At 53.5% G+C, this 12,688-nt stretch carries 10 protein-coding genes and 2 tRNA genes; 5 read left to right on the top strand and 7 right to left on the bottom strand.

Annotated features, from left to right (window positions below; translation table 11 throughout):
• Window positions 1-233: 233 nt before the first annotated feature.
• Window positions 234-2,975, bottom strand: coding sequence for a DNA gyrase subunit A (gene gyrA / locus VIN76_RS13715; protein WP_332042427.1), 2,742 nt, complete (start codon window positions 2,973-2,975; stop codon window positions 234-236).
• Window positions 2,976-3,099: 124 nt separating this feature from the next.
• Window positions 3,100-3,870, bottom strand: a complete 771-nt coding sequence (locus tag VIN76_RS13710) for a YaaA family protein (RefSeq protein ID WP_332042426.1) — start codon at window positions 3,868-3,870, stop codon at window positions 3,100-3,102.
• Window positions 3,871-4,098: 228 nt separating this feature from the next.
• Between VIN76_RS13710 and VIN76_RS13705 the strand changes: the two genes are divergently transcribed.
• Window positions 4,099-5,403 carry a hypothetical protein gene (locus tag VIN76_RS13705; protein ID WP_332042425.1) on the top strand — a complete coding sequence of 435 codons (1,305 nt, stop codon included), beginning with the start codon at window positions 4,099-4,101 and terminating at the stop codon, window positions 5,401-5,403.
• A gap of 81 nt (window positions 5,404-5,484) precedes the next feature.
• Here the strand turns inward: VIN76_RS13705 and VIN76_RS13700 are convergent, their stop codons facing one another.
• A complete protein-coding gene (locus tag VIN76_RS13700; RefSeq protein ID WP_332042424.1) occupies window positions 5,485-5,955 on the bottom strand; it encodes an Lrp/AsnC family transcriptional regulator in 471 nt (156 codons plus the stop codon).
• Window positions 5,956-6,132: 177 nt separating this feature from the next.
• Between VIN76_RS13700 and VIN76_RS13695 the strand changes: the two genes are divergently transcribed.
• From VIN76_RS13695 to VIN76_RS13680, 4 genes are all read left to right on the top strand, one after another.
• Window positions 6,133-7,836, top strand: coding sequence for a HAMP domain-containing sensor histidine kinase (locus tag VIN76_RS13695; RefSeq protein WP_332042423.1), 1,704 nt, complete (start codon window positions 6,133-6,135; stop codon window positions 7,834-7,836).
• Window positions 7,837-7,871: 35 nt separating this feature from the next.
• The gene (locus VIN76_RS13690) at window positions 7,872-8,873 is read left to right on the top strand and encodes a polysaccharide deacetylase family protein (RefSeq protein WP_332042422.1); all 1,002 of its coding nucleotides are present in this window, start codon (window positions 7,872-7,874) and stop codon (window positions 8,871-8,873) included.
• Window positions 8,874-9,002: 129 nt separating this feature from the next.
• Window positions 9,003-9,079, top strand: a tRNA-Ile gene (locus VIN76_RS13685).
• A gap of 105 nt (window positions 9,080-9,184) precedes the next feature.
• Window positions 9,185-9,261, top strand: a tRNA-Pro gene (locus VIN76_RS13680).
• A 162-nt stretch (window positions 9,262-9,423) separates the two neighbouring features.
• Here the strand turns inward: VIN76_RS13680 and VIN76_RS13675 are convergent.
• The 4 genes from VIN76_RS13675 to modA form a co-directional block, all read right to left on the bottom strand.
• Complete coding sequence (locus tag VIN76_RS13675; RefSeq protein WP_332042421.1) at window positions 9,424-9,882, bottom strand: Rrf2 family transcriptional regulator; 459 nt, start codon at window positions 9,880-9,882, stop codon at window positions 9,424-9,426.
• Between the two features lie 134 nt (window positions 9,883-10,016).
• Entirely contained in the window at window positions 10,017-11,117 is a 1,101-nt protein-coding gene (gene modC / locus VIN76_RS13670) for a molybdenum ABC transporter ATP-binding protein (RefSeq protein ID WP_332042420.1), read from the bottom strand.
• Window positions 11,114-11,818: a molybdate ABC transporter permease subunit gene (gene modB, locus VIN76_RS13665; protein ID WP_332042419.1), complete on the bottom strand. Its 705-nt coding sequence runs from the start codon at window positions 11,816-11,818 to the stop codon at window positions 11,114-11,116. Before modB ends, modC begins: the two co-directional genes overlap by 4 nt.
• Before the next feature lie 7 nt (window positions 11,819-11,825).
• Window positions 11,826-12,632, bottom strand: coding sequence for a molybdate ABC transporter substrate-binding protein (gene modA, locus VIN76_RS13660; protein ID WP_332042418.1), 807 nt, complete (start codon window positions 12,630-12,632; stop codon window positions 11,826-11,828).
• Window positions 12,633-12,688 lie beyond the last annotated feature (56 nt).

Here is a 12,688-nt window from a genome sequence, read left to right as displayed (position 1 = left end):
TCGCTCCCGCCCTGATTTCAAAGATAGGGCGAGGTAATTCGTGTCTCACTGAGAAAGGGCCGCACTTTGTGTATCATTAGTGCCGCTATGTAGGAAAGCGTTTTGTAATAGAGGGCGACCTATCACTGTCTCCACACACAGCTCGTCATTCCCGCGCAGGCGGGAATCCAGCTAATATTTGAACCTTGCAGAAGAAAGCTGGATTCCCGCCTATGCGGGAATGACGGTGTGGGTTACTCTTCGCTATCGTCTTCCGGTTCCGGACCCGTTTCCTGGTGCAGTTCTGCGGCCAGTTCTTCGGCGACCAGCTCTTCCGCTTCGTTTTCCGGTTCGTCCTCTTCGTCAATCTTGGCAGCGCCAACGACCGTTTCACCGGGGGACACATCGAACAGTTTAACACCGGAACTATTACGTCCAATCACCCGCATATCGGCAACTTTCATCCGGATCAGCTTGGCTTGGTCGGTGACCAGCATGATCTGTTCCTCGTTCGTCGCTTCAAAGCTGGCGACAACGGTGCCGTTGCGTTTGATATTGTCGATATTGAGAATGCCCTGACCACCACGGCCCGACTGGCGATATTCATAGGCGCTGGAACGCTTGCCATAGCCATTGGCGCAGACGGTGAGGATGAAATCCTCTGCCTCGGCAAATTCGGCCAGCCGTTCCGGTGACAATTCCGAAGTATTTTCATTGCCCTTCCAGGGTGCGGCCTTCAGATAAGTGTCGCGTTCTTCGGTGGAGGCTTCAAACCCGCGAAGGACCGAAAGCGAGATCACCTCGTCATTGCCTTTCAGCGTTATGCCGCGAACACCTGTTGATGTCCGGCTCTGGAACACGCGCACAGCATCGCCAGCGAAGCGGATGGCTTTGCCGTTTTTGGTGGCCAGCAACACGTCGTCATTGTCGCTGAGCAATTCCACACCGATCAGGCGGTCATCGCTGTCTTCCTCAAAACGCATGGCAAATTTGCCGTTGGAAGGCACGTTGGTGAAACTGTCCATGCTGTTACGCCGCACGCTGCCTTTTGCGGTGGCAAACATGACGTGTAGCTTGCCCCATTCGGCTTCATCTTCCGGCAGCGGCAAGACAGTCGAAATAGTTTCTCCCTCTGCCAAGGGCAACAGGTTGACCATAGGCCGTCCCTTGGTTTGCGGACCACCTTCCGGCAATTTCCACACTTTCAGGCGATATACTTTGCCATGGGTGGAGAAGAACAGGACCGGCGTATGGGTTGACGTGACGAACAGGGCGGTGATCGCATCCTCTTCCTTGGTCGCCATACCGGCCCGGCCTTTGCCGCCGCGCCTTTGTGCGCGGAAGGTATCGAGCGGAGTCCGTTTGATGTAGCCGCCATGTGTCACGGTCACGACCATTTCAGACCGCTCCATCAGGTCTTCGTCTTCCAGTCCGTCCCATGCAGCGGTGATTTCGCTGACCCGCGGCGTGGCGAATTCATCGCGCACAGCTTCCAGCTCTTCGCGCATCACGGCATAGAGTTTCACGCGGTCGGCGAGGATCGCCAGATATTCCTCGATAGCGGTGGCAAGCTCTTTCAACTCGTCGCCAATTTCCTCGCGGCCAAGGGCGGTCAGTTTCTGCAAACGCAGGTCCAATATCGCCTTCACCTGAATGGCGGAAAGCTTGTAAACGTCGCCTTCAACCTCGGTTTCGATGGCTTCGACAAGCCGGATATAGCCTGCGATTTCGGCAATCGGCCATTCACGGGCAAGAAGAGATTCGCGTGCTTGCGCCGGTGTCGACGACCCGCGGATGATACGCACCACTTCATCCATATTGGTGACAGCGACAACCAGGCCGAGCAAGATATGCGCCCGTTCCCGCGCCTTGTTCAGTTCAAATTTCGTGCGCCGGGTGATGACTTCTTCACGGAATTTGACAAAGGACTCGATAATATCGCGCAGATTCAGCACTTCGGGGCGACCGCCGCGAATAGCGAGCATATTGGCAGGGAAGCTCGATTGGGCAGGGGTGAAGCGCCAGATCTGGTTCAACACCACATCAGCGGTCGCGTCGCGTTTCAGGTCGATGACGACCCGGACACCGGCGCGGCTTGATTCGTCACGAATGTCGGAAACGCCTTCAATCCGTTTGTCCTTCGCCGCTTCGGCAATTTTCTCGACCAGCCCGGATTTGCCGACCTGGAAAGGAATGGAGGTCAAAACGATGGAGCGTTTATCCCCGCGTCCTTCCTCAATTTCGTGCCGGGCGCGCATCATGATGGAGCCGCGACCCTCTTTATAGGCGGATTTTGCGCCGGATTGTCCCAATATCAAGGGGGCGGTAGGGAAGTCGGGACCGGGAATAATCTCTATCAGCTCATCCACGGTAATCGCCGGATTTTCCATATAAGCGAGACAGGCATTGATAACTTCGCCAAGGTTATGGGGCGGAATATTGGTCGCCATGCCCACGGCAATGCCGCCAGCGCCATTGACCAGCAGGTTCGGAAAGCGCGCAGGCAGAACCGATGGTTCCGAGCGACTGCCATCATAGTTATCGACAAAATCGACCGTGTTCTTGTCGAGATCGTTGAGCAGGGCGTTCGCAACCTTGTTGAGCCGCGCTTCGGTATACCGCATGGATGCAGGCATATCGGGGTCCATGGACCCGAAGTTCCCTTGACCGTCGATCAACGGCACCCGCATCGACCAATCCTGCGTCATACGGGCCAGGGCCATATAGATCGCGCTGTCGCCATGGGGGTGATAATTGCCCATCACATCGCCGACGATCTTGGCACATTTGCGATAGGGCCGCCCGGCAACAAATCCGCCTTCCTGGGAAGCGAACAATATCCGCCGGTGAACAGGTTTCAAGCCATCGCGAACATCGGGTAATGCGCGGCTGACAATGACCGACATGGCATAATCCATGTAGCTCGATTTCATTTCATCGACGATATCAATCGGTTCAATACCAGACGGTTCGGGTGCAGTGGTTTGTTCGTTCACAAACTGGCCTTTTTCATGGGGTTTTTGATTGCGGTCCTTCTAGGACAGGCAGTAGGAAAAAGCCAGCTTTTCGGACCTGTTTTGCATTAATAATCCGGACCGGATTTCAACGTCCGGCTTTTATTTACGAGCGTATGAAGCGCAAGCTGTTATCCGTGCTGGATTGCGGGTCAAATTGATAGCCGTCACTGTCAAAACCTTTCAGCGATTCCACATCGTTCAGATGGTTTTCACATATATATCTCGCCATCATGCCGCGTGCGCGTTTGGCTTCAAAGCTGATGAACTTCGGTCCGTCCGGCCCGTCTTTGCGAAAATCGACCTCAATGATGCGGGCGTTCAACTTGTCGGCATGGGGCTTTACCGCTGCCCAATATTCGTTGCTGGCCAGATTGACCAAGATACGCTCGTCCTTGTCATCCAGATTTTCGTCCAGATCGCTGGCAAGTTCACTGGCGATTTTATCTTTCCAGAAATCGGTCAGTTTCTTGTATCGCGGCGCCCATTTCGTTCCCATTTCAAGGCGGTGGGGCCTGATCGGGTCAAAGGGCCTCAGCAATCCGTATAGACCGGACAGGATACGCAAATGACGCTGGGCAAAATCCAGCCCCTCTTGCGACAGGCTATGTGCCTCGAACCCGGTGTAAACATCGCCATTATATGCAAAGATCGCGGCGCGTTCCGGTTGATCGAAAAATTCGCTATACCGCCCGTGGTTAAGCTCAATCAGATTGTCTGACACAGGCATTATCGCCTTCAGCTTCTTTTTGGATAAATTAGAAATAGCCCCGGCCAATCGCGCGGTTTCTTCGGGAAACCGGTTGTCGGTCAATCCATGAGCGGGAAGGGCGCTTTCAAAATCAAGCGACTTTGCGGGGGAGATAACAACAATCACGAAAAACGAACCTCATATCCTTTAATATTAACAGTTTTGCTCAAATTTTCCATGCGGGGTTGAAACTTACGGGAAACTTCGTTCAAGGTCTATTCAGCGGATTACCGCTATAAAAGCGTATCAAACTTGGTATTAGGGCCAAGACGCTTTATGGTGCAACCATAATCGGGCCAGTGGAGTTAGTAACAATATTGAGCCTGTAATAGCATGACTAACCGGAGGATTTATATGCGTTTTTTATCTCATTTTTCTATGGCTATCGCACTTGCCGCAGCTGGAACATTAGCTGTTACAGTCGCACCGCAAGATGCACATGCCCAGAAAAAGGCCAAAGCCCCCAAGCTTGATATCAGTAAAGAGGTCGTACCCAAAGTTGCTGAAATTCAAAAAGCCATGGGCGGCGATACTCCGGCTTCGGCAAAGCCACTTATAGAAGCACTTCTTGCAGAGCCGTTGACAGGTGATGACCAGTTTGTCGCGGGCCAGTTGGCAATTCAACTTGGTTCAACCCTGAAAGACACCGGTCTTCAGGAAAAAGGAATTAATGCGTCTCTGGCCAGTGGCAAAACGCCTGAGGATCAGAAGCCCGCGTTTTTGTTCTATTCCGGTAACTTTGCTTATGGTGCTGGACGCTATGAGGAAGCCGCACAGAAACTACAGCAGGCATTTGATGCAGGCTATAGCGAAAATGGTGTTGGTGCCTTGGTTGCCGAAGCCAATTTCAAACTGAACAAGTTCCCCGAAGGGCTGGCTGCTCTGGAACGTGCTATTGAGCATGAAGAATCCAAGGGCACGAAAGCCGCTGAAAACTGGTATCGCCGCGGTGCAGGTGTTGCGATGCAACATAATGCCAATGGTGCGGCTGCAAAATGGACCTATAAACTGGTCGAGGCTTATCCATCCGGTGAAAACTGGCGCGCTGCCTTGTCGGTTTACCGTGATGCGGCGAATCCCAAGCTTTCCAATCAGGAAAATCTTGAGCTGATGCGCTTGATGCGCAAAGCCGATGCGATGGAGAGCGAGCGGGATTATTTCGAATATGCCGATGCTGCCGACCCTCGCAGATTGCCCGGTGAAGTCGTGTCTCTTTTGGAAGAAGGTCTTGCCAAGGGCGATGTGCAGTCATCCAGCACATATGTGAATGAAGCGCTGGCCGCTGCCCGTAGTGCGGTTCCCGCGGATAAAGCCAGCTTGCCTGGTTCCGAACGTGATGCCAAAAGCTCGGCCAATGGTAAAATCGCTCTTGCAACCGCTGATGCGCTGCTGAGCTATGGAGAAAATAGCAAGGCTGCGGATTTATACCAGACCGCGATCAGCAAGGGCAGCGTGGATGTGCCGCGGGCGCAAATGGGCCTTGGTATAGCCAATGCCGGGCTGTCAAACTGGGACGAGGCTAAGAAAGCCTTTGCCAGCGTAACCGGTAGCCGCAAGACAATTGCAGACTTCTGGACGTTGTGGATTAACCAGCAGGCTGCAGGCTCTACGGCTGCACAGGCCACAGAAGCTCCGGCGGAAACCACGCCCAGCAACTAATGATTGGCTATGAAATTATGGAAAAGGGCGCTTCCGGCGCCCTTTTTTTGTCCTGAGAATATAAAGCGTTGAGGGCAGGCGTTAAAGGATCGGCACACCTGGCAGCTTTTTGGCTGACCGTATCGTCAGCGATGTTTTAATACTGCCGACATTGGGGGCGGAGGTTAATTTCCGGGTCAAGAAGCTCTGAAATTCCTGAAGATCCTTCGATACGATTTTCAGCATGAAGTCAATTTCACCGTTCAGCATATAGCATTCGCGCACTTCGGAGAGTTGATCGACATATTCTTCAAATGCCTGCAAGTCTGTTTCGGCCTGGCTTTTCAGGCTAACCATCGCAAAGACCGTAATCGTATAGCCCATTTTAGCGGGGTCGATTTCGGCATGATAAGCGGTGATGACCCCGCTATCCTCCAGCGCGCGCATGCGCCGCAAACAGGGCGGAGCTGTCAGTCCGACGCTATTCGCCAGCTCTACATTGGTAACGCGGCCCTCATTCTGGAGCCGGTCCAGAATCTGTAGATCAATTTTATCCAAATTTATGTCAGCCATTACCTGCAATATCCGTTCGAGAATCAATGAACTGTTATAATATAATTAGCGTAGCAAGCAATAGCCGCATACTTGTCCCACATTGTGACGCAGAATAATCAGCGCTTACGATATCCGGTTTTCAGGGTTATCAACTTCTTAACAACCATTCCCAACCTTTTACACCGGTAATAGATTTTGCGCTACGATGACCGCCTGAAAACAGCACTTAACGGCCCCCTTCCAGAAGGAGGGGCAGCTGCATCGCAATGGCGCCAGGTGGTGGATCTTTTGGCGCAAGAGCCGGAATATATTACCGCAGGTGATGTGGAGGCAGGACTTGCGAGACTAAGCGACCTCCATGACAGGGTTCAAGAAGCGGATAGAGTGGCTGCGGTAGAGGCGTTGAATGGCCGATTGCGGTCCACGCGGCTCCTCGCTTATCTTTGCGCTGACAGTGACCCGATCTGCGATGCCGCGATCGACGCTGCCGACCTGACAGATGGGCAGTGGCGGGACATCATTCCGTATTTATCGCTTCAGGGGCGCAACCGTTTACAAGCGCGGGCCGATCTTGGGCCAAAAGCGCAAGATGCCTTGAACCGTCACGCTCCTGCACGGATTGATCTGCCGCTAATATTGGTATCGGCAAATGATGACGTTCCCGAAACAACGGATAACGCTTCCTATGAAGACCCGGAAACTGCTCCCGAAACTGTAACGGAAAACGACCGGCCCGAACCAGGGGTGCTGGAAATCTCCCAGATTAGTAGCCTGGTATCAAAAATCGAGGATTATAAACGCTACCGTGAAACGCAAATGTCCAAACCGGAAATTCGCGGTGATGCTTTTGAAACCGTAGATGCGATCAACTTTGAAACTGACGATAGCGGAACCGTTATCTGGGCGGAAGGTCCGCCACAGGGCGCGATAGTCGGCGTGACGATTGCGGAGCCGGCATTTGACGATGGCCCCGGTCCGGATGCTTATGGCGCGGCGGCATTCCGGCAAAGAATGCCATTTGAAAATGCACGCATGCGCTTGTGCGGAGCGCCGATCATTGTCGGCGACTGGCGCATGACGGCAGTTCCCTATTTTGGCGAGGAAACCGGCCGATTCAGGGGATATCGCGGCATTATGAAGCGGCCGAATGCTGCGGAAGATGCTGCTCATGACAGTCTCGATGTCGAACGGAGAGAGCAGTTACAGCAACTGATCCACGAACTGCGGACGCCGCTCAATGCCATAATCGGGTTTAGCGAAATCATCGAGCAACAGCTTTTCGGTCCCGCTTCCTCCGAATATCGCAAGCTTTCCGGCAATATCACGGAAGAGGCGCGCCGCTTGCTGACGGGGTTTGAGGATTTGGACATCGCAGCGAAAATTGATGCCGGCCAGATCGAAAGCCTGTCGGGCCTGACCGAACCGGAATGGCTTATAGCGCGTCTGGAACAGCGCCTGGAAAGCCTGACGGAAAGCAGGTCCGTTGATTTGCAAATCAATGTGAAGCAGCCTGTTATGCCCTTTGCCCATGAGACTGAATCGATTGAGCGGATTTTTGCCAGATTATTGTCGGCGGCGATCATCGGTTGTGAAACTGGCGAGCAATTGACGGCGGATTTGTACACACAGTTCGAGGCTTCACCCACCAACCATTTCCGTATGACGCGCCCTTCGCTTATCCGCGGGATTTCAGAAGAAAAACTGCTCGATCCTTCCTATGGCATCGACGGTGATGTGCAGGATGCGCCTCTTCTGGGACTAGGATTCTCTCTCAGGCTGGTGCGTAATCTGGCCAAGTCTGCGAATGGCTTGCTCAGCATATCGGATGATATGATAGTATTGACCATGCCAGCGGCCGCATATAGCGAGATGGCTGACAGGGAAACGGAATTCGAATAAACGAATGAAGTAAGATAATGGTATAAGGGGCCACCATGCTTTCAAAACAGAAACAAGCCCCTGACCATTACCTGAAATATCCAGCGGATTTTGGTCGCCGCTTTCTTATCTCTATCGACACCGAGGAAGAATTTGACTGGAACGCTCCGTTCAGCCGGACAGGCCACACCAATTTATCGGTTGGGAAACTGCAACGATTCCAGTCGTTCATCGAAGCATATGCCGTTAAACCGGTTTATTTCGTTGATTATTCCATTGTCGGGAATGAAGAAGCGGCTGACTTCCTGAAATCCGTAACCGCGGACGACAGCGCAACCGTTGGGGTCCACCTGCATCCCTGGATCAATCCCCCTTTTGAGGAAGAAACGACAACCCGCAACAGCTTTGCAGGCAATCTGCCAAAGGAACTGGAAGAAGCGAAATTAGTCTCCTTGCGCGACGCCATAGAGGCAAAGACCGGAAAACGGCCTACAATCTATAGGGCAGGGCGCTATGGCGTTGGGCCTAACACTATCGAGATTTTGGCCAAACATGGTTTTATCATCGATAGCAGTGTGCGATCGCGGTTTGATTACGGGCACGAAAATGGACCCGATTTTTCACATATTGGCCCCGAACCCTTCTGGCTAGACCGGCAAAAGGGCCTTTTGGAAGTGCCGCTGACGACTGTTTTTTCTGGCCCGTTCCGCAAACAGGGCGATCAGTTGGCATCTGTGTTCAACCGCTCAAAAGTCGCAAATGCATTATTGTCGAAATCCAGGATGCTTGAACGCATTCCCCTGACACCGGAAGGCGTGTCTGCCCGTGAAGCCAAGGAAGCGATAGATATTGCTTTGGATGATATGCTCAAGCTGCTTGTATTTTCTTTTCACTCACCGTCCCTTGCTGCCGGGCACACGCCTTATGTTCAGACAGACGCGGATCTGGACCGGTTCTATGATTGGTGGAGAGATATTATCGACCACCTGCTGGAGTGCGGAGTATCGCCCATAAGCGTTGACCAGTTAATCGTTGCGGCGGACTTGAAAGGCAAATAATTTCGCTTCCACCGGTCAATGTTTCCGGCCTTGGGATTTTTTTCGTTTAGTTGCTTGCCAACCGAGCCGCCTATCCGCTATCGGGTCGGTCCTTGAATATCCGAATTTCATTGAAATGCGGGTGTTTCGGGGCCTGTAGCTCAGTTGGTTAGAGCTGGCCGCTCATAACGGCTAGGTCGGGGGTTCGAGTCCCTCCGGGCCCACCATTCTTTCCTGAAACGGCGCGATTCACCGCTCTTTTTCGGTTAGACTAAAAAAGACGTAAAAACTCTTTGCTTTTCCCTCAGCCACGGCTTAGGGGAAGCGCGCGTCGGGGAGTGGCGCAGGCTGGTAGCGCACCTGGTTTGGGACCAGGGGGTCGCAGGTTCGAATCCTGTCTCCCCGACCATTTTCACAAAATGGCGGATATTGCGGTTTTCATAACTTGCGTAGTAATCCTGCACCAAAAATTTGTGAGTATGGCGCAACGTCTTGTGTGCCTGAACAGATTATCTGAAATGGCCCGCCATATTCCTATTGGATAAATAGGAAATAGGTATAGGAAATAATCCTAGACCGCGCGCGGCTCCTCCAGCGGAGAGGGTTGTTCGACAGGGGAATTACTCAGAGCATCGCCAATCGTCCTGGATTCAAGCACTTTGCGGCTTGCATCATAGGCGCGGCCAAATTCTCGGCGGATTTCACAACTGGCTTCGCTGTCGCAATCATCGCAGCGCTGGTAAAATTGCCGGGAAAGACAGGGCAGGGGAGCAAGAGCGCCCTGGAAAATTCGCAAAACCTCGCCAAAACTAACGGTATCAGCGGGTCTTAGCATTACATATCCGCCACTTTTGCCCCGTCGGCTGTCAAGGATTCCGGCTTTTTTCAAGTCGAGCAGGATCTGTTCAAGAAACTTGTGCGAGATATTATAACGGCGCGAGATTTCGGCACTGGTTATGGATTCGCCCTCGGGAGCGGAAGCAATCGCCAATAATGCCCTGAAAGCATATTTGGCTTTGTTGGAGATCATGGAAATTTCCCTATTAAAGGGGTTCGTATTTAGGAGCTGATTGTCTTTATTGCAACCGCAAACCGCAAGCGTCCGTCATGCGGGCATGAAATGCTGATGGCCATAGGATGTGGTTATGCGCGATTTCTCAAAACTCATGGATTAGGTGGTCGGCTCAGATTTTCGTTATCAAATGCAATTGACTTGATAACAGCATAAATTTCAGCGCCGGGCCGAAGTTTGAGCTTGTCTGCGGAAGCCCGTGTAAGGCGGGCCGTCAGCATTTCTCCTCCGCAATCAAGGCCTATGTCGATGCTCGGCCCCTTAATCTCACCAATCTCCCGGATCACTGCCGGTAGGACATTAAGTGCGCTCAATCCTTCGTGCGGTGAGAGCGCGAGCATGATATCGCCAGCGCGCACGCGAATACGCACCGGCATGCCTATGGCCATATCAAGCCGTGAAACCGTAAGTATGCCAGCGCCGCATTCTAGCTGCGTTAGCTGATAATCATCATCATGACCGATGACCTTTGCCTCGATCACGGCGCCGGCCTCTGCGCGGCCTGTCATCGGGAACAGGCTGGTCTGGCTTATCACTTCCTGCACGGACCCGGCCCCTGTGACCTTGCCATCGGCCATGACGACAACGGTCGTAGCGAGCCGCGTTACTTCTGGCACGGAATGACTGACATAGACGATCGGGATCTTCGTTTCGTCTCTCAGCCGTTCAATATATGGCAGGATTTCGGCTTTGCGCGTGTCATCAAGGGAAGCAAGCGGTTCATCCATGAGCAGCAGGCGTGGGCTGGCGAGCAGGGCGCGGCCAATGGCGACGCGCTGTTTCTCTCCGCCTGAAAGCCGTGCCGGCTTGCGGCCGAGCAAATGCGCGATCCCCAGAAGGTCAACGACATGATCCAGACTTTCATAGCGATCTGCCCGCGCCGTAAACCAGTGCCCGTAGAGAAGGTTTTGCCGGACAGTCAGGTGCGGGAACAGGCGGTCTTCCTGAAAAACATAGCCGATGCGGCGGCGGTGGCGGGGCACAAATATTTGCTGCGCGGTATCGAGCAGCACTTCCCCGTTCACGATAACCCGGCCACGATCGGGACGGACAAGCCCGCTGATAATATTCACCAGCGAGCTTTTGCCAGCACCGGATTGACCAAACAGGGCGGTTAGGCCGCCTTCGCTTGTGAAGGACGCATCCAGCCGAAAATCGCCCAGACAATGTTTTGCTTCCACGATCAGGCTCATGTCTGACCGATCCTCTTGCTCACCTGCCGGGCCATGACATTGGACAGCAACAATGCGCCCAACGACACGATGAGAGAAATCAAAGTCAGCCGCAGCGCCTGAAAATCGCCGCCCGGAACTTGGGTAAATGTATAGATCGCCGTGGGGAGCGTCTGTGTCTCGCCGGGTATATTAGACACAAAGGTGATGGTGGCGCCAAACTCGCCCATAGCGCGGGCGAAGGAAAGAATCATGCCTGACAGGATGCCGGGCAGGATCAAGGGCAGGGTGATGGTGAAAAAGACCCAGACCGGACTGGCACCCAGCGTTCCCGCTGCTTCTTCAATCCGGAAATCCACGGCCTCGATCGAAAGCCGGATGGCCCGGACCATGAGCGGAAAGCCCATAATCGCACAGGCAAGCGCCGCGCCTGTCCAACGGAAGGCAAGGACGATGCCGAAATTTTCTGCCAGAAAGCCACCAATCGGTCCTTGTCGTCCGAATAATATGAGCAGAAAATATCCCGTAACCACAGGCGGCAGGATCAGCGGCAGATGGACGAGCCCATCAAGCAAGGACTTGCCCCAGAAACGCCCGCGCGCCAAGGCGAGGGCGAGAATTATGCCGAATGGCAGGCTACAGGCCATGGCCCAAAAGGAAATCCGCAAGGAAAGACAGACTGCCGTCCATTCCTCCGCTGAGAGATTGAGCCAAGCCGGCATATCCGCCTCAATCCTTTTGGTTCAGCATGGTGAAACCCTGTTCTTCAAAATAGTGTGCGGCTGCTTTGGATGTCAGGAAACCGAGTAACTCTTGCGCGGCTTGATCCTTGGAAGCCGTCAGCAAGGCTATCGGATAAGCAATCGCTTCATGCGTATCGTCCGGGAATATATCAACGACCCTGACATCGGGATCAGCCGATGCATCGGTCTGGTAAACAATGCCAAGCGGAGCCTCTCCGCGCGATACCAGAGCCAGAGCTGCGCGCACGTCCTGCGCCTGTGCAATATGATCCTGCACCATGTTCCAGACATGGAGCGACCCAAGCGCTTCTTTGCCATAAATCCCGGCAGGCACAGCCTCGCTATTCGCCATGGCGAGCTTGCCGCCATCAAGCGCACCGGCCAGATCAAGGCCGGACTCGATCTTTACAGACACATCGCTGCCTTTCGGTGCGATGAGGACTAGACGGTTGCCTAGCAGGTTTGAGCGCGACGTTTCATCTATCAGGCTGCGTTCTGCAAGATAATCCATCCATTTTGCGTTGGCAGAGATGAACATATCAGCCGGTGCGCCCTGTTCAATCTGCTTCGCCAGTGTCGCGCTTCCGGCATAAGAGATTGTAACATTGTGGCCGCTCTCTTGCGCCCAGGCACCCGTAGCTGCATCGAGTGCGTTTTTCAGGCTGGCGGCTGCGAATATTGTGACTTTGTGATTATCTGGGGGAGCGGGCTTTCCACAACCGGAGAGGGTTACCGTCAGAGTCAGGAGCGAGCAGGAAGCGGCTGCAATGATCGTTCGTCTCGTCCAGAGCATGAAGCCTCCCTTTGTGCCGCCTGAAAATGCAATATATATCACCGTATAAAGCGAGG

The sequence above is a fragment of the Parasphingorhabdus sp. genome (assembly GCF_036568145.1).
Taxonomy (GTDB): Bacteria; Pseudomonadota; Alphaproteobacteria; order Sphingomonadales; family Sphingomonadaceae; genus Parasphingorhabdus.
Note: the sequence above shows the minus strand (reverse complement) of the source record. Positions and strands in the feature narration are given on the sequence as shown.